This window comes from Paraglaciecola sp. (assembly GCF_039964565.1).
Classification (GTDB): Bacteria; Pseudomonadota; Gammaproteobacteria; order Enterobacterales; family Alteromonadaceae; genus Paraglaciecola.
The window spans coordinates 102094-126753 of record NZ_JBDVXF010000021.1; the positions used below are offsets into that span (position 1 = coordinate 102094).

24 protein-coding genes and 2 pseudogenes are annotated in these 24660 nt (G+C 40.9%); 18 read left to right on the forward strand and 8 right to left on the reverse strand.

All coding sequences use genetic code 11. The features are described from left to right. Positions 1-108: 108 nt before the first annotated feature. Positions 109-906 carry an IclR family transcriptional regulator gene (locus tag ABJK37_RS08860; protein ID WP_348352190.1) on the reverse strand — a complete coding sequence of 266 codons (798 nt, stop codon included), beginning with the start codon at positions 904-906 and terminating at the stop codon, positions 109-111. Positions 907-1105: 199 nt separating this feature from the next. Here ABJK37_RS08860 and ABJK37_RS08865 point away from each other — a divergent pair, with 199 nt between their 5' ends. Genes ABJK37_RS08865 through ABJK37_RS08885 form a run of 5 tightly spaced genes read left to right on the forward strand, consistent with a single transcriptional unit; the run spans position 1106 to position 6315 of the window. Beyond that, positions 1106-2437: an L-fuconate dehydratase gene (locus ABJK37_RS08865; RefSeq protein ID WP_348352192.1), complete on the forward strand. Its 1332-nt coding sequence runs from the start codon at positions 1106-1108 to the stop codon at positions 2435-2437. Then, positions 2437-3591: an alpha-hydroxy acid oxidase gene (locus ABJK37_RS08870; protein ID WP_348352194.1), complete on the forward strand. Its 1155-nt coding sequence runs from the start codon at positions 2437-2439 to the stop codon at positions 3589-3591. The genes ABJK37_RS08865 and ABJK37_RS08870 overlap by 1 nt, the downstream gene beginning before the upstream one ends. A gap of 10 nt (positions 3592-3601) precedes the next feature. After that, positions 3602-4675 carry an aldo/keto reductase gene (locus ABJK37_RS08875; RefSeq protein WP_348352196.1) on the forward strand — a complete coding sequence of 358 codons (1074 nt, stop codon included), beginning with the start codon at positions 3602-3604 and terminating at the stop codon, positions 4673-4675. Beyond that, positions 4665-5492, forward strand: a complete 828-nt coding sequence (locus tag ABJK37_RS08880) for an amidohydrolase family protein (RefSeq protein ID WP_348352198.1) — start codon at positions 4665-4667, stop codon at positions 5490-5492. The genes ABJK37_RS08875 and ABJK37_RS08880 overlap by 11 nt, the downstream gene beginning before the upstream one ends. Positions 5493-5538: 46 nt before the next feature. Continuing rightward, positions 5539-6315: a glucose 1-dehydrogenase gene (locus ABJK37_RS08885; protein WP_348352199.1), complete on the forward strand. Its 777-nt coding sequence runs from the start codon at positions 5539-5541 to the stop codon at positions 6313-6315. Positions 6316-6576: 261 nt separating this feature from the next. On the opposite strand, the gene pgi is transcribed toward ABJK37_RS08885, so the two are convergent. From pgi to ABJK37_RS08900, 3 genes are all read right to left on the reverse strand, one after another. Next, positions 6577-8220: a glucose-6-phosphate isomerase gene (pgi, locus tag ABJK37_RS08890; protein WP_348352201.1), complete on the reverse strand. Its 1644-nt coding sequence runs from the start codon at positions 8218-8220 to the stop codon at positions 6577-6579. Between the two features lie 102 nt (positions 8221-8322). Further along, on the reverse strand, positions 8323-9276 hold the full coding sequence (tal, locus tag ABJK37_RS08895; RefSeq protein ID WP_348352203.1) for a transaldolase: 954 nt from the start codon (positions 9274-9276) through the stop codon (positions 8323-8325). Between the two features lie 286 nt (positions 9277-9562). Next, positions 9563-10183, reverse strand: coding sequence for a DUF2799 domain-containing protein (locus tag ABJK37_RS08900; RefSeq protein ID WP_348352205.1), 621 nt, complete (start codon positions 10181-10183; stop codon positions 9563-9565). 163 nt (positions 10184-10346) lie between these two features. Between ABJK37_RS08900 and yaaA the strand changes: the two genes are divergently transcribed. Then, positions 10347-11120, forward strand: a complete 774-nt coding sequence (gene yaaA, locus ABJK37_RS08905; protein WP_348352207.1) for a peroxide stress protein YaaA — start codon at positions 10347-10349, stop codon at positions 11118-11120. Between the two features lie 150 nt (positions 11121-11270). On the opposite strand, the gene ABJK37_RS08910 is transcribed toward yaaA, so the two are convergent. Continuing rightward, positions 11271-11468 carry a hypothetical protein gene (locus ABJK37_RS08910; protein WP_348352209.1) on the reverse strand — a complete coding sequence of 66 codons (198 nt, stop codon included), beginning with the start codon at positions 11466-11468 and terminating at the stop codon, positions 11271-11273. Positions 11469-11614: 146 nt separating this feature from the next. Between ABJK37_RS08910 and ABJK37_RS08915 the strand changes: the two genes are divergently transcribed. Further along, on the forward strand, positions 11615-11824 hold the full coding sequence (locus tag ABJK37_RS08915; protein ID WP_348352211.1) for a helix-turn-helix transcriptional regulator: 210 nt from the start codon (positions 11615-11617) through the stop codon (positions 11822-11824). 619 nt (positions 11825-12443) lie between these two features. Here ABJK37_RS08915 and ABJK37_RS08920 read toward each other — a convergent pair. After that, complete coding sequence (locus ABJK37_RS08920; protein ID WP_348352213.1) at positions 12444-13517, reverse strand: alcohol dehydrogenase family protein; 1074 nt, start codon at positions 13515-13517, stop codon at positions 12444-12446. 170 nt (positions 13518-13687) lie between these two features. Further along, positions 13688-14413, reverse strand: a complete 726-nt coding sequence (locus ABJK37_RS08925) for an NAD(P)-binding oxidoreductase (RefSeq protein ID WP_348352215.1) — start codon at positions 14411-14413, stop codon at positions 13688-13690. Between the two features lie 424 nt (positions 14414-14837). Between ABJK37_RS08925 and zapE the strand changes: the two genes are divergently transcribed. After that, on the forward strand, positions 14838-16028 hold the full coding sequence (gene zapE, locus ABJK37_RS08930) for a cell division protein ZapE (RefSeq protein WP_348352323.1): 1191 nt from the start codon (positions 14838-14840) through the stop codon (positions 16026-16028). A gap of 113 nt (positions 16029-16141) precedes the next feature. On the opposite strand, the gene ABJK37_RS08935 is transcribed toward zapE, so the two are convergent. Next, on the reverse strand, positions 16142-16978 hold the full coding sequence (locus tag ABJK37_RS08935) for a transporter substrate-binding domain-containing protein (protein WP_348352217.1): 837 nt from the start codon (positions 16976-16978) through the stop codon (positions 16142-16144). A 330-nt stretch (positions 16979-17308) separates the two neighbouring features. Here ABJK37_RS08935 and ABJK37_RS08940 point away from each other — a divergent pair. From ABJK37_RS08940 to ABJK37_RS08985, 10 genes and pseudogenes are all read left to right on the forward strand, one after another. Further along, positions 17309-17702 (forward strand): annotated as a pseudogene (locus ABJK37_RS08940) (DUF3718 domain-containing protein). Between the two features lie 242 nt (positions 17703-17944). Continuing rightward, positions 17945-20512, forward strand: coding sequence for an exo 1,3/1,4-beta-D-glucan glucohydrolase (locus ABJK37_RS08945; protein ID WP_348352219.1), 2568 nt, complete (start codon positions 17945-17947; stop codon positions 20510-20512). Positions 20513-20899: 387 nt separating this feature from the next. Further along, entirely contained in the window at positions 20900-21499 is a 600-nt protein-coding gene (locus ABJK37_RS08950) for a hypothetical protein (protein ID WP_348352221.1), read from the forward strand. Between the two features lie 151 nt (positions 21500-21650). Next, positions 21651-22001, forward strand: a complete 351-nt coding sequence (locus tag ABJK37_RS08955; RefSeq protein ID WP_348352223.1) for a molecular chaperone DnaJ — start codon at positions 21651-21653, stop codon at positions 21999-22001. 148 nt (positions 22002-22149) lie between these two features. Continuing rightward, positions 22150-22419: a hypothetical protein gene (locus ABJK37_RS08960; protein WP_348352225.1), complete on the forward strand. Its 270-nt coding sequence runs from the start codon at positions 22150-22152 to the stop codon at positions 22417-22419. A gap of 94 nt (positions 22420-22513) precedes the next feature. After that, complete coding sequence (locus ABJK37_RS08965; RefSeq protein ID WP_348352227.1) at positions 22514-22783, forward strand: DUF4160 domain-containing protein; 270 nt, start codon at positions 22514-22516, stop codon at positions 22781-22783. 72 nt (positions 22784-22855) lie between these two features. Further along, positions 22856-23008, forward strand: a pseudogene (locus ABJK37_RS08970) (DUF2442 domain-containing protein). A 119-nt stretch (positions 23009-23127) separates the two neighbouring features. Then, positions 23128-23337, forward strand: a complete 210-nt coding sequence (locus ABJK37_RS08975) for a hypothetical protein (RefSeq protein WP_348352229.1) — start codon at positions 23128-23130, stop codon at positions 23335-23337. 289 nt (positions 23338-23626) lie between these two features. Beyond that, complete coding sequence (locus ABJK37_RS08980) at positions 23627-24040, forward strand: helix-turn-helix transcriptional regulator (RefSeq protein ID WP_348352231.1); 414 nt, start codon at positions 23627-23629, stop codon at positions 24038-24040. Between the two features lie 220 nt (positions 24041-24260). Next, positions 24261-24623, forward strand: a complete 363-nt coding sequence (locus ABJK37_RS08985) for a hypothetical protein (protein WP_348352233.1) — start codon at positions 24261-24263, stop codon at positions 24621-24623. Positions 24624-24660: the final 37 nt, after the last annotated feature.

Consider the following 24660-nt stretch of genomic DNA (forward strand, 5'->3'; position numbering starts at 1 on the left):
TTTGAAATATATAGTTAACAAATAAAACTAAAAGTAGGGCTGAGTAGGCTTGGCGAAAAAAGTAAACTTTAATAAATAAACATATTGATAGAAAGTATAGAGACTGAATTAACCTGGGTCATATCCTAAAGCGACAGAAATATCTCTAGCAGCTTGTTTGATAATACTATGAGCTTCTTCTGCCACTGTTTGGTGAGAGCCATCTAAATACTCAAAAAATGGTACAATCAACGCCGCGACCGCTTGGTCTTGATAATCAAAAACAGGATAACCGATATCTTGCACCCCCTGAGCCTGTGCGCTATGAATACTCTCATACCCTTGACTCAATACCTTTCTTACCATTTTATCGACATCAAATTTTTCTTTGTTTGCGTGATGAGCAGGAATGCGACTTAACATTTGTTTACGTGTATATTCATCGGCAAATGCTAGCAACAAATGTCCTGAACATGTATTCACCAAGGGAGCCTCCGCCCCTAGTCGCACGCTAAAAACGCGCGCTGACGGTGAATCTTGCTGCACCACTACATGCCCTTTCCCCTCATAATAAATAACCAGATGACAGGATTGCTCAATGTCATAAGACAATCTTCGAAGCACTGGAGCAGACACACTAGTCAACCTCTTAACGGGTGGAAAACGATGCGCCAAACCAAACATTTTTAGTGTGAGCGTATACCTGTCAGTTCCTTGCTCCAAAGAAACATATCCACGTTGCTGCAGAACCACCAACATTCGAAACAACTCCCCGACCGAGCGATTAAGCTTTGTGGTTATCTCTCCAATGTTTAAACCTTCTGCTTCTGAAGCCAATAACTCTATGATATCCAAACCTTTTTCCAATGCTGGTGCACTGTATGTTTTACGTTTTCCTGACTCTTCTTTGTCTACCTTTTTTGTCATTAATAACTCCTTTTATGCTAAGCATGTATTTGAGGCGCAACTGTAAAACCATAATAGTGCGTTACATTCTTAAAGAGAACAAGTGGCTACTACAAGATAAAAGTATCGAGAATGCTCCCTCACTAAAACGTTGACATTATGATAACAAACGGCTAATTTTATATACGAGTTTAATTTTTACATATGAATACAAACCATTATGAGTCAAACAAAAAAAATCATTTCATTGGAAACCCACGACATTCGTTTTCCAACTTCAGAATCATTGGATGGGTCAGATGCAATCAATAAAGATCCCGATTATTCAGCTGCTTATTTATGTTTAGAAACTGAACAAGGTAATAAAGGTTACGGTTTAGTCTTTACTATAGGTAGAGGCAACGATATTTGTTGTGTGGCTATTGAAGCCCTTAAACATATGGTAATAGGTAAAGACTTAAACGATATCACCAAAGATATAAATCATTTTTACGATTGCCTGCGTTCAGACAGTCAACTTCGCTGGCTTGGCCCTGAAAAAGGGGTGATTCATATGGCGATTGGCGCAGTGGTTAACGCAGTTTGGGATATGTGGGCTCGTGTAGAGAGTAAACCCTTATGGCGCTTATTAGCTGATATGAGCCCAGAACAATTTGTTAACTGCATCGACTTTAGATATCTGAGCGACGCAATAACTAAACAAGAAGCCTTGGAAATGGTCACCAAAAATCATGCTACCAAGCAGCAACGCATTCAATATTTAGAACAACATGGCTACCCTTCTTATACCACTTCCGCCGGTTGGTTAGGCTACAGCGACGAAAAATTGGCTAGGCTTTGCGAGGAAGCAATTGAGCAAGGCTTCAAACATGTGAAACTAAAAGTAGGCCAAGATCTAAGAAGTGACATAAGACGTTGTGAAATTGCCCGACAAGTCATTGGCGACGAGACAAAATTAATGATTGATGCCAATCAGATTTGGGAAGTGGATGAAGCCATTGAGTGGACCAACCAACTTGCCCATGTCAAACCTTGGTTTATTGAAGAGCCTACTAGTCCTGACGATATTTACGGACATAAAAAAATTAAAATGAATATTGGCGATATCAAAGTGGCAACGGGTGAACATTGCCATAATAGGATCATGTTTAAACAATTTATTGCCAATGATGCAATCGATATTGTACAGATTGATTCTTGTAGACTTGCAAGTGTTAATGAAATATTGGCCGTTTATATGATGGCGGCTAAATATAAAAAACCAGTTTGCCCTCATGCTGGTGGTGTAGGTTTGTGTGAATATGTACAACACCTTTCGATGATTGACTATGTGCATATTTCGGGCGATTTAACCGATCGCGTAGTGGAATTTGTTGATCACTTACACGAACATTTTACTGACCCATGTGCAATTAAAGATGGTGCCTATGTTGCTCCCAGCAAACCTGGTTACAGCATTGAAATGTTCGAAGAAAGTGTCGCTGCCTTTACCTACCCTACGGGAAGTGAATGGCAAAAGCGTCTTAACAAAGTAGATAAGTTAGCTTCCTAATGAAAGATTTTTTTGACCCTCGTTTGCCTGATGTAAAGTCGTTAAAACAAAGAGCGCGTCGGCGTATACCAAACTTTGCCTTTGATTACCTTGAGGGAGGCTGCCATGACGAAATTGGACTGTTGCGAAATCGTGAAGATATTCAAGCAGTACAGTTACGAAGTCAGCTACTCAAACCCTTTGAAAAATCGGATATGTCAGTTGAGTTATTTGGTCACAAATATGACGCCCCTTTTGGCATCGCGCCTATTGGTTTACAAGGGTTAATGTGGCCTAAAGCGCCAGAAATTTTAGCTAAAGCGGCAGCAGAGTTAAACGTTCCTTATGTACTCAGTACTGTGTCTTCTGCCAAGTTAGAAACCATTGCAGAAATATCTGAAGGCAAAGCTTGGTATCAACTGTATAACCCAACCGACAAGGTTATTCGAGAAGATTTACTCAATCGTATTAAGGCAGCCGGATATAAAGTCTTAGTAGTGACCGTTGATGTACCGACTTTTGGTTATCGCCCACGGGATATGAAGAACGGTTTGGCGATGCCGCCTAAAATGACCCTAAGCAATATATTGCAAATGTTAAGTTGTCCCCGTTGGTTCTACAAAACCGCCCTTGCAGGCAAACCAGAAATGCAAACGCTCAAGCCTTATATGCCAAAAGGCATGCCCACAGACCAACTTGCCGCTTTTATGAATAAAACGGTAATGGGCAGAGTCGATATTGACGGACTCAAACCTATTCGCGACTTTTGGCAAGGGCCTTTGGTTATTAAGGGCCTAATTAACCAAGAAGATGTTGCTGCGGCTATATCCTTAGGAGCCGATGCCGTAGTCATGTCGAACCACGGTGCCCGCCAGTTGGATGTAGGTGAATCACCGGTTGCACCTTTACAACAAGCAGCGGCGAAATACGCCAAAGATATCAAAATATTTATGGACAGCGGATTACGCTCTGGGACTAACATTGCTTCTGCTTTGGCCTGCGGTGCGGATTTTACCTTTCTAGGTCGTCCTTTTGTATATGGTGTGGGAGCGCTTGGCGAAAAAGGCGGCGTTCATACTATAAACTGCTTAAAAATCCAACTCGAACAAGTTATGAATCAATTAGGTTGTTCTTCGGTCGCAGACTTACCGCAATTTTTGGTCAAGCATGAATAGAGTGAATACGATGCAAAATTCCCCACTAATAAACAAGCAGATACCCAAAAAACAAATAGGAAATACTGAACTAGAAGTGGATACCTTAGGTTTTGGCTGTGCCCCTCTTGGCAACCTATACCACAGTATCAGTGACGATGAATCTAAAGCAGTATTAAACGCTGCTTGGCAAGCAGGTTTTCGTCACTATGATACCGCACCTCATTATGGCCAAGGTTTAAGTGAAAGACGCACTGGAGATATGCTACGCCCTTTACAAGGCAAGGAATACATACTTTCAACTAAGGCTGGTCGCCTACTCAAACCCGCAGGTTATGCCAAAGAGCGTCATGGTTTTGTCTCACCTATGCCTTTTGATATTCATTATGACTACAGTTATGACGGCATAATGCGCTCTTTCGAAGACAGTCTACAACGTTTAGGTTTAGATAGAATTGATATCCTTTATATGCATGACATTGGTGTTGATACTCATGGCGCAGAGAACGATAAACATTTTCCTATCGCCATGCAGGGTGGCTATAAGGCAATGGATGAACTTCGCAGCCAAGGTCTGGTAAAAGCCATAGGATTAGGCGTTAACGAATATGAAGTTTGTGAACAAGCCATGGATCACGGTGACTGGGATTGTTTTTTATTAGCCGGACGCTACAGCTTGTTAGAGCAAGAGTCTTTAGAAACCTTTTTACCTAAATGCCAAGCCCGTAATTGTTCAGTCATTGTGGGTGGTCCATACAACTCTGGTATTCTAGCCACAGGCGTCAGAGGTAAAGGCATAGCCAATTATAACTATGCCCCAGCTTGCGCTGAAATCATTGAACGAGTCTCTAAAATTGAAACTATCTGCGATGAATATAATGTCACATTAGCCGCCGCTGCTTTACAGTTTCCGCTGGCCCATCCGAGCGTAGCATCAGTAATTCCTGGCCTAGGTAATATATCCAGAATACAAAAAACCATCGTTCTGTTTAATCAATCAATACCTAACGAATTTTGGCAAAGTTTAAAAGCGGCTAATTTATTGAATAAAGACGCCCCTGTTCCCGCTCAATCAAAAACAACCGGTCTCGAACATGCGAGTTGATAGTCATCAGCATTTTTGGAAACGTGAACTGGGTTATTACAACTGGTTAACTGAAGATATGGGCGTCATATACCAAGATTTTTCACCAGAAGATTTACGTCCTCATCTGAAAAAGTCAGGCATTGATAAAACGGTGTTAATACAAGCAGCGCCCGACATTGCAGAAACCGAGTATATGTTGTCTCTGGCTAACAATACTGACTTTATTGCCGGCGTAGTGGGTTGGGTAAATATGCAAGAAGCAGATGCACCCTATCAACTTGCACGGTTTTCGAAAAATCCTTATTTCAAGGGTATTAGACCAATGATCCAAGATATTGTGGATGATAACTGGATGCTGAATCCTGCTCTTGAACCTGCATTTGTTACCTTGATAGAACTTGGATTGTGCTTTGATGCATTAGTTAAACCCAGGCATCTAAAACAATTGTTAACACTGGTTAAGCGTTATCCCTTACTTAAAATTGTTATCGACCATGCCGCTAAGCCTAATATCGAAGATGCTGAATTTGAACAATGGGCGCTAGACATCCAAGCACTCGCTGAGAAGCCTAATGTGTACTGCAAATTGTCAGGTTTAGTGACCGAAGCAGGATATAACCCTAATTTAGATATTTTAGTACCCTACATGCGTCATTTATTAAATTCATTTGGTGCTACGAGGCTGATGTGGGGTAGCGACTGGCCGGTATTAAATTTAGCCACAGATTACACAGAATGGGTCAGTTTAACTGACGCATTCTTAGCCCATTCCAGTGAATTGGAACAGCAACAGATTTGGTCAAAAACGGCCACTAAATTTTATCAATTACAGTAGTTAGATGAGATATCCAACCCCTCATCTATGAAATAAAAGGTCAACTATGAACCAGAATTTAAGCAATAAAACAGCATTAGTAACAGGTGGTGGCAGCGGAATTGGCAGAGGCGTCTGTCTGCGATTAGCCGCCGCCGGTGCCCATGTGTTGGTATTGGATTTAGATAAAAAGGCAGCAGACGAAACTATCGCCTTGATCCAAACGGAAAATGGTTCGGCCAGTGCGCACTCATGCAACATTGCTGACCACGACAATGTGCACCAAGTCATTAACGACATTTTGCACAACAGACAGATTGATATTCTCATCAATAATGCTGGCATCGCCCATGTAGGTAATCTTGAAAATACTAGCGAAGCTGATTTAGACCGCCTCTATCAAGTTAATGTAAAAGGTGTGTATAACGCTATGGCAGCAACCTTACCCGCCATGAAAGCTCGCAAATCTGGGGTCATCATCAACATGGCATCGGTGGCATCTTCGGTAGGTATCGCCGATCGTTTTGCGTACTCAATGACCAAAGGAGCAGTTTTGACCATGACTTATTCTGTGGCTAAAGATTATATCAACCATGGTATTCGTTGCAATTGTATTGCCCCGGGCCGGGTTCACACTCCCTTCGTAGATAATTTCTTAGACAAAAACTATCCCGATAACCGTGATGAAATGTTTGACAAATTATCCAAAAGCCAGCCGATTGGTCGAATGGGCCAAGCCGATGAAATTGCGGGGTTAGTAGCCTATTTGTGTTCTGATGAAGCCTCTTTTATCACAGGCTCAAATTTCCCCATTGATGGTGGCTTTGTCACTTTAAACAACTAAGAGCTAAGAAGCTGCGAGTTACGAGCTTCGAGTGACGAGCTTAAAGATCTAGAAATTAAAAGATGAATAACACTTGTATCGCGCGGCTCGTAGCTCGTAGCTCGTAGCTCGTAGCTAAAGAAAAATTAAAAGTTTATCACCACAGTGGAAAAGGAGAGCACAGGAAAAAGACTTAATTCTTGACAACTATTCCTCTGTGCAGCGAAGCGCTCCTTTTCCTTTGTGGTGAATAGCGTTATTTTTTAACGCGTATCGCGGGTTTTATCCGTTTGCTTGTCTAAATTTACTGATTAGCTGATTAGTCGAGGCATCAAAACTTAACTCCGCATCACTGTGTACCAATTTATCAAGTACTTGATTTCCCAGCTCTTTACCTAGTTCTACACCCCATTGGTCAAATGAATTCACTCCCCAAATCGCACCTTGTACAAAAACTTTATGTTCATACATGGCAACGAGTGAGCCTAAGGTTTTAGGATCAACTTGATTGAAGAGCAGGGTGTTACTGGGTTTGTTGCCAGGCATAGTTTTGTGGGTGGCAAGTGATTCAAGCGACTCTTCATCTAAACCTTTTGATGCCAAATCGGCCTTACACTCAGCAAATGTTTTGCCTTGCATTAACGCTTGTGTTTGTCCAAAACAGTTAGACGCTAACATGGCGTGATGGGTGTCGTCTTGATTAGGTACCTTTAAAGGGAACATAAAATCAGCGGGTACTAATACTGTGCCTTGATGAATTAGCTGGTGGAATGAATGTTGTCCGTTGGTACCTTCACTACCCCAAATAATTGGCCCAGTGGCGTAATCTGCGATGCTATCAGTGCCAGCAATACGCTTACCGTTGCTTTCCATATCCAGCTGTTGCACGTAAGCTGGAAAACCGCGTAAATAGTGGTAATAGGGTAACAACACATGGCTTTGCGCGCCAAAGAAGTTCACATACCAAACACCTAGCAAGGCTAATATCATCGGCAAGTTTTGTTCAATGGGCGCCGTTTGGAAATGTTCATCCATTTCAAATGCCCCTTGCAATAACTCGCGATAGTTGTCGTAGCCTATGGTCAGTGCGATCGGCAAACCGATTGCTGACCAAAGTGAATAACGTCCCCCGACCCAGTCCCACATCGGGAAAATATTGTCTTCTGCCATACCAAATTCGGTGGCGGCTTTAATATTCGACGATACCGCTATAAAGTGTTTTGCGATATCTTGCTGAGATCCGCCGGCGCCTAAAAACCATGCCTTAGCAGTAAGTGTATTTTGTAAGGTTTCTTGAGTCGTAAAAGATTTAGATGACATCACCACTAAGGTTTCTTCGTGATCTACAGTGGCCAATACGTCTTGAATATGACAGCCATCAACATTGGCCACATAATGCACTTTAACCCCTTTGAACCAATAAGGTTTGAGGGCTTCTGACATGATTTTTGGACCAAGAAAAGAACCGCCAATACCAATGGCAACAATTTGTTTTAAAGGTTTTCCGGTATAACCTTTACGTTCTCCGCTATGTATACTGGCCACAAAGTCTTGGATTTTTTTCTGGCAAGCTAAGACTTCTGGCATCACGTCTTCACCATCTACCAAAACGGGGTTGCCTGAGAAATTACGCAATGCGGTATGTAAAACAGCGCGTTTTTCAGTGTGGTTAATGATGTCACCTGCAAACATGGCCTGACTTTTTTCAGTTACTTGAGCGTCTCTTGCCAATGCATGTAATGCTTGCATGACTTCGTCAGTGATGAGGTTTTTCGAAAAATCCAACTCAATTCCACAGGCTGCTTGAGTAAAGGTTTCAGCACGATTTGGGTCTGCAGCAAACCAGTCACGCATGTGCTGAGTTTTTATGTGTGTCGCTAAGTTTTCAAGGTTTTTCCAAGCGGGGGATGCCGTTAGTGCAGTCATAATATATTCTCGATTTTGGGTAAAGATTAAGTCTGGCCCTTAAGGTTGACTAAAAAACAAAAAAGCGCCGATTTTCGACGCTTTTAATCTCAATGAGTAAGTTTATAGGTAGCTTCTTAACATGGCTTCCAATTTAACTTGATCGGCGGCAAAGTTACGAATACCTTCAGATAACTTTTCAGTTGCCATCGCATCTTGGTTCATTTCCCAGCGGAATTGAGTTTCGGTTAATGGTGCCCCAGGAGTTTTGGTGGCGCCTTTATCTTGCAACTTAATTGGCAAAGGGGCATCAGTTTGCGACAACTCTTCCAACAAGCCTGGTCCAATGGTCAATCGGTCACAACCTGCTAATTCGGTTATTTCACCTGTATTGCGGAAACTAGCGCCCATCACAACCGTCTTGTAGCCATGCTCTTTGTAATAATTATAGATCTTAGTAACTGAAATTACGCCCGGATCTTCGGCAGAACTGTAGTCGGTTTTGCCAGTGCTTTTTTTGTACCAATCCAATATGCGGCCAACAAACGGTGAAATTAAGAAAGCGCCGGCTTCTGCACATGCTTGTGCCTGTGCAAAACCAAACAACAAAGTAAGATTACAGTTAATGCCTTCTTTTTCTAAAACTTCTGCTGCTCGAATGCCTTCCCAAGTAGAGGCCAACTTAATTAAGATACGACTTTTGTCGATACCGGCTTCTTTGTATAGCGCAACTAACTTATGGGCTTTTTCAATGCTTGCTGCAGTATCAAAGGATAAGCGAGCATCAACCTCTGTTGATATGCGGCCCGGTACGATATTTACAATATCAGTACCAATAGTGACCGATAGTTTGTCACCCGCATCAATAATTTGTTGTTCGGTATCAGAAGATTGTTCTTTAGCCCATGCAACAGCAGCTTCAAGATGAGACTTATACTGAGGCATTTCCGCCGCTTTAAGTAACAATGAGGGATTTGTGGTCGCATCTACCGGTTGGTACTTTTTGATGGCTTCAATATCGCCGGTATCGGCAACAACTGTGGTAATTTCTCTTAATGCTTGTAATTGATCTGACATATTATCCTCTAATAAGTAGTGACGCTTTGTGGGCTATCACATGGTAATGTGTATAGCTTGGCAAATTTGTTTAGGAATTCAAAGAAGTAAGCTGACTATCATATGTCTTATTGCTTACTGTATCGCGCTAAATAACAATAGCTACAGGGTATAACCGTTGCCGTATAGACGCCAGTAAAACGCTATATTTGCTAACAAAAATAAAGACTTTGTGAAATCACATAAGCATTTTACTGAGACTGAATCCCAGTATCTAAGCTTTAATCAATGTTAGTTGTTTGTTAAGTTAATAATGAGAAAACTCAAGCTCGGCTTGTTCATAGGTCAACGATGCGTTTTCAAATTCCTGTTTTAGTTCGTGAAGCGTAGAATATAGAAAACGTTGTTGTTCTTGATGCTGAGAAATTTCATCTCTAATGACTATTCGTTGGTTTCGATTTAAGCCATCTGCAATCATAGTTTCACTTTTTTCGGCAATAGTGTGTTCAAGCCAATCTAATTCTTTATAGGCGTCTTCAAGCTCGTCTGCTCGTTGATTGAGAAGCTTCTTTAACCCATACAGGTTTTGACCATCGGTGAATCCAGTTAAAAATGCCTCTTCAAATTGTTGGGGGCAATTACGGTTATACTCTTGGCCTTTTAGGCCCCGATTGAAGCCATTACGTGTTGTGCAAAATTGTTTGGAGCCCTCGAAGTGACCTTGACGATACATCCCTAAGTCTGGTGTCACACCATGTTCAGAGCAGTCTTTGCGATGTTGAGAAACATGACTTTCATTTTTACCCAAGCTGCCGTCTTCAAAACCTATCAATTGCCAATCAGCGGTTAAACAATCCGATTCATTCATATTGGCGCAGTTTGATAACAAAACAGTGACGCTAGCAAGTGCCAAAAACCTTAGGTACATGTTTATCCTCAATTTCATCTGAATTTCTCTATATCTGAGCTCAATTCTGTCTGAAGCTTATTTGAAATACAAAGAAATTTGAAATCCAACTTGTATTTGGCAACGTATCCCACATATTACTGCTGTAGTTTTGCCAATTTTAATCATTAAAGGACCTTGTTGAATGTTAGTTGTTATCTCACCCGCCAAAAATCTCGATTACGACACCCCATCAATAACAAACACATTCACCCAACCAGAAATGCTAGATGATTCTCATCGACTAATTAAACACTGTCGTAAGTTGAGTCCCGCAAAAATTAGTTCTTTAATGAAAATTAGCGATAAATTAGCGGGCTTAAACGCAGATCGCTATGCAGGATGGCATACTCCTTTTGACAACAGCAATGCAAAACAAGCATTGCTGGCGTTTAACGGCGATGTCTATTCGGGACTAGATGCCAGTACTTTTAGCCAAGATGACTTCGATTATGCGCAACAGCACCTTCGAATTTTGTCAGGTTTATATGGTGTGTTACGCCCCTTAGATTTAATGCAAGCCTACCGTTTAGAAATGGGCACCAAATTAGACACAGGTAAAAACAAAAACCTTTATCAGTTTTGGGATGATCGCATCAGTAAAAAATTAAACGAGGCTATTGATACCCAAGGCGACAATGTGTTGATTAACCTTGCTTCAAATGAATACTTTAAAGCGGTTAAGCCTAAGGTGCTTAATGCGGAAATTTTTACTCCTGTTTTTCAAGATTGCAAAAACGGGCAATACAAAGTAATTAGTTTCTTCGCTAAAAAAGCCAGAGGTATGATGGCAAGGTATATTATCCAGAATCGTCTAACTGATGTGAGTGACCTTAAAAAGTTTGATTCTGCCGGATATCAGTTTTCAAAAGAGAAGAGCAAGGGCAATGAATTAGTATTCACACGCCAAGAACAGTAAATTGCTAGAAAACATCGGCTAGTTCCCTATAAATCTCTGAATTCAAAAATTTACAGGGTCGAACTAGCAGATACAGCGTTTATTTCTAGTTATCCCGAGTTCAGGTTACTTATGAAAAAGCATCATATATTAGCACTGCCGCAATGCTATCTACACTGTAGCAACTTCCTCTTTTAACGACAAAACAACCAAGTAAACTAGGGCAATCGGTGGAACAAAAGAGACTAAAAACCCAACCACTCCTGCGGCTATTGGGTTTTCAGTTTTGGTGCGCCCCAGATAATAGCTTAACCAAGTAACCGTCAAGACAAATAATAAACTTGTTAATGCAATAATGATTGTCCACATATTCTTCTCCTTAAATTGAAGTCAATTTAATATACCTATTGAAATATCGAATAGCAACAATCTTTTATCGTTAATCGATGTGTGTTAATGTGGGTTTATACAATCAAAACTACTAAGACAATGGCATTAAGGAGTAAAGGAATTAAATGAAACTTAAAATCAACCTTGATTTGTTGCTTGTGCAGCGAAAGATGACGTTAACCGAACTATCTAATCAAGTAGATGTAACTATTGCGAATCTATCTAAACTTAAGTGCGGAAGAGCTAAGGCTATTAGATTTTCAACGTTATTAAAAATTTGTGAAGCCCTTAACTGCACACCAGGAGAAATATTCGAGTTAGACGAGAAGGCGTGAGGTTCGGTGCGTCAATGATATTGTTGTAAAAAACCAAATCAACGCCTAGTTAAACTAATTTTGTCTTAGTTGACAAAACCCTATCAAATTGGCGTTGTAGATCTATAGCAATGACTCAAAACAATGCTGTTTTCTGTAGATTGTCAGTAGGAATGCGAACAATAGCATCATTAAACTTGCAGGAGCGTTAACTTGGGTCGTCTTGGACTAATTCGTTGCACATAGGCTAGGTCATCGAGGGATTTTTTGACTCCGTCAATCCACCCCCAGCATAACGACTCGGTCACAACTTCCTCCCAAGTTACGCTAGGGAATCCGGAGTTTTTTTATTAATTTTTACCCAGAGCTCGGTTTGGTGGGCATGGTTTGTTTGCAACCAGTTGCGCAAGTCTATTGGTGACTTAAAAGCCAAAGTGTTTGGTGGCTGTGTGTTAGACATTAAGTTGTATTCCTTAGGTAAACCATTTCGTCTCTAAAAGTGTGGTTTAAACAACATTAAGGGAAAATAATGCCGATGATTGCATAAGTCGATTACAGAGACTTTTACTAAAAAATCGCTAAAGGTTTTTATCAGCCAATAACCGGCACAACTGCACGCAAAGTCTGTGCGCTTGTGAGGTCAGTAATTACTACTGAGTGATTCTTTGGCTACAGACAATACTATTTTTCCGGTATGTGATTTTTGTAAGAACAACTCCTGGGCTTCTGCGATTTGATCTAGCTGAAAGCTTCGAGCAACAACTGGCTTAATGGCCCCACTTTCGATATGACGAATCAGGTTACCAAATACTTCGGATTCAAGTACTGTACAACCAAAAAAGCTAAGATCCTTGAGGTACAACGTTCTGATATCTAACTCAACTATAGGTCCGGCAATTGCTCCTGCTACCGCATAACGACCGCCAGGTTTAAGGGCATCAAGTAGCTCTCCCCATTGTTTACCCGCAACCAAATCTATCACTACATCAACAGAGTTTTTACCTAAAGTCTCAACAATACTTTGGGTGCGTGATAGGGTTGTTGCGGCGCCAAGTTTTAAAACATCTTTTGATTTTTCGTTGCTGGTCACTGCAATTACTTTAGCGTCTCTGGCTTTAGCTAATTGCACCGCTGCAGAACCCACACCACCTGAAGCCCCTGTGACTAAAACAGTCTCTCCAGATTTGACGTTTGCCTTTGTTAGTAGGTTTTCGGCTGTTGAATATGAACATGGAAAAGAGGCAAGCTCAACATCAGTAAGTGTACTGGTTATTTTATAGGCGTGACTTGAGGAAACAGTAGTGTATTCCGCAAATCCGCCATCGCACTCAGAGCCAAAATACCAAGGTTGCCTAAGGATTTCGCCATTGTATTCGCGAATGCACGGCTCAATTAACACTCGTTCACCGATTCGAGAACTGTTCACTCCTTGGCCCACAGCAACAATCACACCACACACATCGGCCCCTTGAATTCGAGGAAAACTAAGGGATTGACCACTCCAACTTGCGTCTTCACTGGCTGAGTCTGACTTGGAGTACCATGCAATTCGGGTATTGATATCTGTGTTATTAACTGCCGCAGCTCCTACTTTAATTAGAACTTCATTACTAGCAGGGGAAGGTAGTGAAATATCAGTTTTAAATTGCAGCATTTCGGGGCCGCCATGACCGGTGAGTACAACAGCGCTCATATCTTTTGGTAAATGGTACATTTAGCTCCTTAAATAAAGTTAGGTCGTGCAAGGTTAATGGGCGTAAGAATCTTTCTTCAAACTACTTTGGATATTTTAGGGTAACGTGACCATTTATAGACATCCAGACAAAACACTGTTCGATTATTTGCAATTTAGCAGAGACAGCAAGTTAGTTTTTTAACAACGCCTTACATATCATTGTATATCACCGGCATGTTTCCTTTCCAGGTTGCCCATAGTTGAGGATTTGTAATCAATTCCGCCATAAAATTCGCAACGTTTTCCCGACTGGTAGGTGCAGAATCAAAAATGGCATTTCTGGTTGGAGAAGCATGGACTGTATAGGCCGAAACCTTGGATTCATTTGTAAGGCTATCTGGCCTTACCGCGGTCCATTCAATTAACGGGTGTTGTTGCCCAATAGTTGTCCGTAGAAAGTCAGCTGCTTGCTCGTTATCTAGATGTGGTGGAATTAAATAACGCAATATAGATATAACCATTCGCTGTGAAACTGGGGGCTTCTCAGGAATATCTCTATTACTGTTTCCTGTGGTATTCATCAAGATAATCTTTATTTTTTGCGGTGGAGCCAGTAACTGTATAGCTTCGGTCACAGTTTTGATGGTATCGGTTACCAGACGTCTAGGTTTTCCGTACATTCCTTTGAACGTCAGGTTATGCCCTAAACAAGATACAACCGCGCTACAGTCAATTAGATGGGAGGTAAGTTCTTGAGCGTTAAGACTGGCAACATCAGCAAGGATTTCACTATAGTTGGGGTGATTAGCAACTGTATCTAACAAAGAACTAGAAGCGCGCACGATAGACACAACCTCAACATTTCTTTGCAATAACTCTGACACAACCAGCTTCCCAGTCGCACCACTTGCCCCCAAAACCAACACTTTGTTCATCTTATTTGTATCCTTGATACCTAATACGTTATTGAAATCAAAAATCACTTATCAGGTATTGGCTTTTTTAAAGCTAAGAAGATCATTATGAATCTTCCAAGTTATTGCCTTGCCAACACTGTTGCTTATACTGCCCTGAACAACGATTTAGGAGTACTCTAACCTCAACTAGATGGGAATCAAATGTGGAATTGTTACAAAATACGAGGGTTGAAACGTTTACGAAATGACAAGCCGAGTTAGCATTGCGGTCAAAAGTTTTTACTTTGTATCCCTTATCTCTCCTTTAACTGTGCATAGTCTCTAGAGCTTTTACGGCAACGACTAACAGCGTCTATTTATAGCAATAAAAAATTACATTTGGCCGCAGTGCTAAAAATCGCTACAGTTGTTTTCTGAATTAGTTTTTGTAGATATTTCCGAGATGCCAGATGGCTCAAACCGCACAGCTATAGCTCAGTCTCCCTTTGCTGTGTACCAATCACAATTAGGGAGCAAGCTTGTTGAAGATCCTTATCAACTAGAGGCGATCAATGCCTTAGACCGGCTATTTTTTCAACTAACTTCACAAAAACCACCTTCACCTGAGGTCATTCAGGGTCTTTACATGTGGGGTGACGTTGGCCGAGGCAAAACGTTTTTAATGGATTTGTTTTACGACTGTTTGCCTCATAAAGGTAAAATGAGATTACATTTTCATCGTTTTATGGCGCGTATTCATCAAGCTCTGATGGAACAGGCAGGGCAAGAAGACCCTTTGATACTTGTTGCCAACGAGCTAGCTAAAGAATGTCGCATCTTGTGTTTTGATGAATTTTTTGTGTCTGACATTGGCGATGCCATGATTTTGGCAGGCTTGTTTGAACGTTTATTTAAGCAAGGTGTAGTCTTAGTCGCTACTTCAAATACTCCCATCGAACGTTTATATGAAAACGGCTTAGCCAGACACAAGTTTTTGCCCTGCATCACGCTTTTGCAGCATCACACACAGAGCGTGAATCTAGTTGGGGCACATGACCATCGTATAGAAAACTTGTCGATGAAACAAAATGAAGTAGAAGGTTTTGAAGACTCTAAATATATTGGTTACACCAATAAAATCGACTTTTTGGGAATTTTTACTGATCTCACCCAAGCAATAGACCCAGCAGAAATCCGAGATAAGCCTATAAAAATATGTCACCGAAATATCAGAGTGATTAAGGCCACAGAGGTAACAGTTTCAAACTCAGTCGTTTGGTTCGATTTTTTCGATTTGTGTGAAGGGCCACGCTCGCAGTTAGATTACATGGAAATTGCTACGCAATTTAAAACAGTGTTGTTAAGTGGCGTGCCTAAATTAGGCGGCCAGATACGCAGTTGGATAAAGGCCCGAGGTACCGAAGATGGTATAGGTGACAATCAAGCGGCGGTCACTGGTGAGCGCATAGTGTCCTATTCCGAAAGTGATGATATGGCTCGTCGATTTATTAGCCTGATAGATGAGTTGTATGATCAAAAAGTGCGGCTTTATCTTGGCACTGACGTGCCGTTGGTAGAATTGTACCAAGAAGGTGCCTTGTTATTTGAGTTCCGTCGTACCTATAGTCGTTTAATCGAAATGAGTCGAAATTGAGTAGGTTTCACTAAAAAAATCAACGCCTAACGGAGAGTAGATTGACTATCGAAGGTCAGTGAGAGAGCACTATAATTATGAGCTTCTGCAACCCAATTCAATCGCTCTAAACACTAGAGGTTAATGTATAGCGGGGTTTCTTGACTCGAAATAGCGGCTGAGAAAGGGTTAGGTATTTCAATGAGTGTGCGCTTATCGAGTTTTGCTCGTTTAATTAGGTCTGTATGGTGTTTTTCAAATAATGCATCAAAACTTCCATTGTCTACCGCTACTTTAAAACCGTTTTCAAGAAGTTGGATCAACTGGTCGTGGTCCTTTCTGACAAAGTAGAATATAGACATTGGGTAATGTAATGCCACGTGAGGTTCGATAACAATATTTCGGTTTGAAAATGTTTTGGCTTCATTCCAAACTTCTAATACTGATCTTGGGAAAAGATCAAAACGCTGTTTGCTTAGCATTTCAAACAAGTGATTGTAATGCCTGCTAGTATTGACTACGAAGCCACTCTCAGAATAAATTTTCGTTTCTTGCCACTGGCTACCTTGGCCAACGGTAAATTTTTTTAAATCATTGATATCCTTAACATTAGCTAATATATCGCGGTCATTTTTTCTCACTAATATTAGCCGATACCCCATTAATCCTTTGAAAATTGGATAACGAATAGCGTGGTATCTTTTTTCGAGTTTTTTATCAGTCGCACTAGCAAATATATCGACAGCATGATTATCTAATAGGCTAAGGTGTTGTTGTTCGTTTGGAAAGGTAACCCATTCAATCTTAACGTCTGAACCAGAGGACGACAGAATAAGCTTTTGTAGCTGTTGAGAGTATTGATGACGAAAATCGTCTTTTGAATTGATAGACGGCAGTTTAACAGTGACGGATGTTGCAGCGGCAACCGACAAGGTAAATAAACTATAAATAATTAAAATCACTAACTTCATTGGTACTCTCAAGTGTCTTAACAAACAAGTTCTCATAACGGGTTACCTGCGAGCTCAATGATAGCCGATGTTGCTTTCAATTTTAACTAACGATCTACCCCAGTTTTGTAGACACCCAGCTTTTAGTGAATAAAGGTGGGAATACAAGGTTAATTAATCATGGGGACCACATGTAGTTGCCTTCTCAAAATTAAATAGTAATAAACCTTATACCTAAGGGATGGGTGGAGAAACTCCAGTCCAGTCCAGTCCAGTCCAGTCCAGCCCAATCCATTCCAGAATCACAGAAGGGTTCACTATTCATTTATCTATATTTTTTGAGGATTCACCGTGTTGAGATTGACCAAAACTACTCTTGTTATCGCTACTATTGCTTTTTCAGTGTGAGCAGTGCGCAAGCTAATGTAAGCGAAGCGCTACAAAATATTTGTACTATCGTTAAAGCCGACGACAAAGGCGAACTACGTAAAAAAATGAAACGAGTTGAATCTGATTTTAAACTTAAATTAAAAGATTACTACACGGGTATCTCTTGCAGTGGTAACAGTCTTATTCGCACAGCTATGCTTAGCAACGCTGTTGAAACCGGTACATTAATGGTAAAGAAAATGCCTAAAGGTGATTTAAGCACCCCAGAGCAAGACGGCAAAACGGTTATTGCTTGGGCTTCAGAAAATGGTTTAGAAGCTTCACCATAGTGACAGCCCTTAAGGATAGAATTTAACTTCACGTTAGTTAACTTGACAATAACTAAGCCTAAGCAAAGTTAGATTGAACATATTGCTCATGAGCTATTACTAGTAAAAATTAGTCATGTCAAAAATGGTCTCAGCAGAGGCCATTTTTTATGGGTGAAAACAAAGTATGTCGTTTAGATTGTGGGTTTTTATTGCTTATTTGTTGTCAGTTGTTTACTTTTGTGAAAACGTTTGCATTAAGATAAAAATAAGGGCCATATTCGTGCCGATGACCAATCATAAATTTAAGCAAAAGCTCTGTTCGTTAGTGTTATTTTTTACGCTGCTGTCCACGTTAGCAGCATGTTCTAATGGCAATTCTGAACCTATAACTGAAAAGCCTCAACCATTATTAGCTGAAAAAATTACTGCTATTACGGTTACGCCTGAAAATTGGCCGAAACAGCAGTCTCCTATCAAACGCTCCCCAGAACAAGAAACTAAAATCGCGGCGCTTCTAGCGAAAATGACTCTTGAAGAAAAGGTCGGGCAAGTCATTCAAGCCGACATTGCTTCGATCACACCCCAAGAGGCGGGGGAATACAACTTAGGCTCAGTATTAAACGGTGGTAGTAGTGCTCCGAATGGCGATATTCATGCGCCACCATCGGAATGGTTAAAGTTGGCAGACGAATTCTATCAAGCGTCGACCGACACCAGTGATGGTGGAGTCGGTATACCTTTGCTGTGGGGCATAGATGCCGTGCATGGCAATAACAATGTAGTAGGTGCCACACTTTTCCCCCATAACATTGGTTTGGGGGCAGCGAACGATCCAGGTTTAATGCGAAAAATTGGTGAAATTACCGCTAAGGAAATTTTGGTGGTGGGCATAGATTGGACTTTCGCCCCTACGTTAGCCGTAGTCCAAAATGACAAATGGGGGCGCACCTATGAAAGTTACTCTGAAAACCCCGCAATAGTAGCCAGTTTCGCTGGACCACTAGTTGAGGGGATCCAAGGTAAAGTCAACACCGATAGTTTTCTCAGCCAAGATCATCTTTTAGCTAACGTTAAGCACTTTTTGGGAGATGGTGGCACCCAAGATGGCAAAGACCAAGGCGACTCAACTGTGAGTGAAGCCGCTATGCGGGATATACATGGTGCTGGATATCCGCCAGCCATTCAACATGGCGCTCAGGTAGTTATGGCTTCGTTTAATAGTTGGCACGGCAGGAAAATGCACGGTAGCCGGGAAATGTTAAACGACATATTGGTCGAGCGATTAGGTTTCGACGGTTTAGTGGTAGGAGATTGGAATGGCCATGGTCAAGTGGCCGGTTGCAGTAACGTGTCGTGTCCTCAGGCCTTTAATGCGGGTTTAGACATGTTTATGGCACCCGATAGTTGGAAAGGTTTGTACAACAACACTTTGAAACAAGTGAAGTCGGGTGAAATCAGTATGGCGCGATTAGATGAAGCCGTATCACGTGTTTTACGCGTTAAACTACGTGCTGGTTTATTTGATGCTAAGTTGCCATCTAAACGTCCATACGCCGGTAAGTTCGAATTATTGGGTTCAAAACAACATAAAGCTGTTGCCAGAGAAGCAGTTAGAAAGTCACTGGTATTACTCAAAAACGACAATCAATTATTGCCACTTTCAGCCAATTCTAAAGTGTTGGTGGCGGGTGAAGGCGCACATAATATTGGGCAACAATCGGGTGGGTGGACCTTAAGTTGGCAAGGTACAGGCAACAATAATTCGCATTTTCCTAACGGCGAATCGATTTATCAAGGCATACAAAAAGCGGTTCAAGCCGCGGGTGGACAAGTTGAGTTAAGTGAAAGTGGAAAATTCGAGACGCAACCCGATGTAGCTATAGTGGTTTTTGGTGAGCAGCCTTATGCAGAATTTCAAGGTGACGTAACGGATCTTGACTATAAGCCAACAGCAGATTTAGCACTTTTAACTTCTCTTAAACAACAAGGTATTCCAACTGTATCGTTATTTTTGTCGGGCCGCGGTATGTGGGTCAATCCAGAAATCAATGCTTCAGATGCCTTTGTAGCGGCTTGGCTGCCCGGTTCTGAAGGAGGCGGTGTGGCAGATTTATTGTTCAAAGATGCAAAAGGTAAAGTGCAATTCGATTTTACCGGTCGCTTATCGTTTTCTTGGCCTGCTAACCCTTTGGACGTCGAGCTCAATGTTGGTGACGAAAACTATCAACCCTTGTTTGCTTACGGTTATGGACTGTCAATAAAAGATAAGCAAAACCTAGAGTTATTAAGTGAAGCGGTTGACCCTGCTGTTAGCCAAATTAATGACGAGCGATTTTTATTTGCAGGTGACCCAGTACAACCTTGGCGTGTAGTGCTCAACGATGCCGGTGGCAACACCCAAGTCAGTGCTAGCTCACAAGCGAGTTCATTGTCAAAGTTGTTTGTGCAAGCTACCGACCACCAAGCCCAAGAAGATGTTATTCAGGCCACTTGGCAGGGCGCCGCCAATTTGTCAATACAAGGTAATCCTATCGATTTGACCTTGAAAACCCAGTCTGGCATGGCGCTGGCGTTTAATTATAAAGTACTGTCTCAGAAAGCGAATAAGGTGACTTTGAGCATGAGTTGTGGTGCAGATTGTATAGGTGAATTAGACGTAACAAGTGCACTGAAGTCAAAAGTAGACCAAGATTGGCAACAGGCTAACCTTGCTTTGAATTGTTTTGCCAAGGCCGGAAGTAACATGGAAAAGGTAGATATTCCGTTTATGCTAGCCGCAGATTCGGGGTTAACCATTCAGTTAAGCGAAGTAAAAATCGTCGAGCCTGAAAACACTGTGAGCTGCGAACTCTAACTCAGTTCTTTTATTGATAATCGCGCATAGACTTTCGATATCACTGCGAGTCTATGTGCCTGTTTACAGTAGAGTCGCCTCTTCTGTTCCAATTAAATAAAACTAGCGGGTCCCACTTTATTTTCCCTAAAACCGCCAAGTTATTAGTTTAGCTATGGAAAATTTTTTATACATGGCTTTTAATAGGAAACAGAAAAGTCGCGTTAAAGCCTAGTCTTCTTTTGCTTTTGGGAATTGTGTTACTCAACCCCAAAATAAGACTATAAATAGTTAATAAAATCAAAAGGTAATAGTTAAAAGTGGCTGAAGTTTATATCAATCCGAGAAGTTACATATACGATGTGCTTAGCAATAAGCGTTAGTTCCCATTAACCTCAAGGCTTTTTTGTGAAATCTAAACTGATTAATATCGTTAAAGGAAGTGGCTTCAAACAAGCCAGTAGCGAGGGAGCCATGTCTCGCTTTCTTAAACCTTCTACCAACGATTTTTCCTTAGGTTTTCTTATTGGTAAGGCTGGACGGGAAAACATTATTTGTGTTCAATGGGGACTTATTCATCATCCTATGTGGGAATTACAACAGGATGTTGAGGGCACAAGAGATATAAACATTCAATTCTTACTCTTTAGTGAAACTATTAATCCTATCGTTGAAAAAAATGGCAACGAAACAAGTTTAGATTTTGAAGCAGTTTCAACCCTAATAGAGCATAAGATAAATTTTATGGAAGAAAATAAAGATAAGATAGTTGAAGATGTTGTAGGCTCTTTAAAATCCTTTACTTTCCCAATATCATTTTCTTCTGAGAAGCACTTGTCACTTGATGGTATGGCTCACTATTACGGTCTTTTATATAAACACTTGCGAGAAAGGGTTTCTGTCGATGAAATTGATTCCCATGTGGACAAGCTAGTTGGGCTTGGACTAAGTAAGCAGTCTATTCCAATTTTTAGAATGGGCTTATTGAGGTCATATATTGGGAACTAACAAACGCATTAAACCTGACTCCGCAAGCAGGCCGGTTTTTTGCAAAACAAACGGCGCAAAAAAGCGTCCAACTTACTCCGCTGTTTATGCGAAGCGTTATGCATCCAACTGAGTTTCTAGTGTGAAATACGTACTTTCATTGTGGCTTTTTTTGCTATCTTTCTCGTGTGCACATAGCGATGAACTAGGGTATGACGGCTATAACTCGGATGGTAAGACTGTCGAGGAAAAGTTAAACGAATTAAAGAATGACAAATCTTTTAATGTATATGAACAAGGCAGCTGGATTATCGCTAGCTCTCAAGAAGGGGTAATGTTTAGCTTTACTCCTTCAAACCATCCGGCTCACCCAGCCTATGTGGAGCGGCATGTAATTGAGCGTGATGGAGCTATCTACATTGATATGTCCGCTCGTTGCGGAGCATCAAAGGAAAATTGTGATGAACTGGTTCGTTCATTCCAAGAGTTAAACAAAAAGATAATGCAGAATATGGGTGACTAAATGCATAACAAAGTAATCAGGTCGCCCGAAAAATACGCTGGCTGGGGCAGCCTATTCGCCGCCTCGCTATGCGCCGGCTGCCCCATATTACGCAGTTATGAGTCTATAGGAGTAAGTCGCCTTCTTTGAAATAATAATTGAGGTAATCATGGCTTTAGTGATGATTGTCGTCGAGATTATATCAGCACTATTAGCGCCAGCTGCGGAAATAGTGGCACCAGTATTCGTGCTCTTTGGTGAAGTTCTTTTTTGGGTGGTGCTGTTGGTTGTTGAGTTGTTTATTGCCTTAATTCGCTGGCGTAAGCCTAAAATACCAAGCAAGCCACGTTTTAGTGGCGTTCGGGGTAAACTAAGAAGTTTTTCAGATGGATGGCGTAATAAACGTGAAAACAGGAAGCCGCGCAACAAAAACTCATAACAAGTTTGTTAATGGTGCCTTCGACTGGACCGCTAAAAGCGTGGCTCTGCCTCTACGCGGTTCATTACAAAGGCATTAGGCGCTTAAACATTTGATGAGCTTTAATAGTTTCATTAGAAACAATTTATGCCTACAGTTTCAGAAATTGGTCCCATTCGTTTTTTCTTTTATAGCAAAAAAAAATTGTGAACCTGCACATCTCCATACTCAGCGAGAAAATATGCTCACCAAATTTTGGGTAAAGCCCTCAACTTTAGCTAGTTCAACACGGTTTTCTCGAATAGAATTGCGTAAACTTCAGCAATTAGTCGATGAAAATAAAGAAGCATTTTGGGAGGTTTGGAATGAACACTTTAGCGGTTAAGCTGCACCCACAAGCTTAAATTATCAAATACACTATTTTGACTTAATTGTTGAATTAACCGATGGTCGTACAATTTCAGCGCCATTAGTATGGTTTCCTCTCTTATCGCAAGCAACTCCCGAGTAACTTGCTAACTGGGAATTACTCGGAGATGGTGGCGGTATTCACTGGCCAGAAATCGATGTGGATCTTAGTGTCGCTGGTTTATTGTTAGGCATTCATTAAATCAGCAGCAAACGAAACAATAAACAGAATTCGCTTCGATTATTGGCAAAAGCTACGCTGCCGCTCTGCTTTTCCCGTTATTGTATGTGTTATCAATTAACAAAGTCTAAGGAGATAAAATGTCTAAATGTGAAGCAACTGGAACATGGTTAATGTTAGTTATTGCTGTGGTAGTTTTTTTTGCTGCTTTATTTGTTCTCGGTTCAACAATTGGCAGAATGTTCGTAAAGGACTCAGTTGAGCTTTCTATCCCTCAAGTCGGAATTATTTGTGGTGGAATCACATCGATTTCTGTTTTTGTACGCTGCGTTAAACAATTAAAACAATAAATAACATTCTCTTCGCTCTCTCGCGCAACTAATATAGGAACAGCGGTATAATGCGTCGTTTCCGTTTTTTTGTACTTTTACTGTATTGTGAATAGTGAAACTTAACAAACATATCAATAAGGAGCAAAAAGGTTTAGCTCGCTATCCTTTGTTCACAGTTATAACTAAATACTTTTAGCACGCTGTTTGATGCATTATATGGCAATGTCGTGGTGCTGTCGGGGTGAAGTCGTTGCCGACAGGGCGCTGTTTAATTGAGTATGGCCTCACAGAGTGATGAGGAATTATTATGATTATAAAAAAGCTTAGAGTTAAAAACGATTGGTCTCAAGAACAACTTGCTGAATATTCGGGTTTAAATGTTCGCACAATCCAGCGAGTTGAGAGTGGTCAAAAAGCGAGTATTGAAACATTAAAATGCCTTGCCTCTGTATTTGAAGTCAATATTTCTAAATTAACAGAGGAGATTACCGTGATAGATAAAGAAGCTGAGAAGTGGAAAAATTTACCTTGGTGGTTCAAAGCAAATATGTTTGGGGTTAATTCAAGGCGTCATGTGCAAATTATTGAATTTGTATTGTTAACGCTTGCATTTGGTTCATGGTTTTTAAAACCTGACATAATGTCGACCCCACTTTGCTTTTTATCCGCTTACCTAACAGGTTGGATTATTAGGTTTGGTGACAAAAACGATGTTTGGTAAAGCAAAATAATGAAGGACTATGGCGTCAAAAGTGAGTTTATAGCTTTTGGCGCTTCTCAGATTACAGCGAATCCTTGGGGCAAGTTAAGTTTTTTAAAAGCACACAACCTACCTATTCAACAGTAACAACATGACTAGCCATTTATTCCAAATTCAATTTGCACCTGTTTTTTTCTGGGCATATTGTGGTATTACACCTCATCGATAGAATGGAGCATAAATGAAGTTAATCATATGGATCATTTCAGTTGTTATTAGTTTTATTGTGCTGGGTCCAGAGCAAGCGTTACCACTCACAAAGTCAGGGGTATTTGATAGGTTTAAGTTATATCTAGTGTGTTATGAAAATGACAAACCACAACTAACACTAGAGCAAGGTTTCTGTGGTTCGGGTTCAGACGTAGTATGCATAGAAAACATAAAACGTTTGAAAAGCGAATTCAGTATTTGTTTGTACAACCGAGCAGGTTTTGGTAAAAGTGAACAAGGAGCAGTGTCATTTACCATGAATGATATGGCGAGCTGGCTCAGAAACTTATTTCAAAATGCTGATCTTAAACCACCGTACTATTTTAAATTATGAAATTTTATTGTTTAGTTGTTGGTATTTTCTTTCTAAT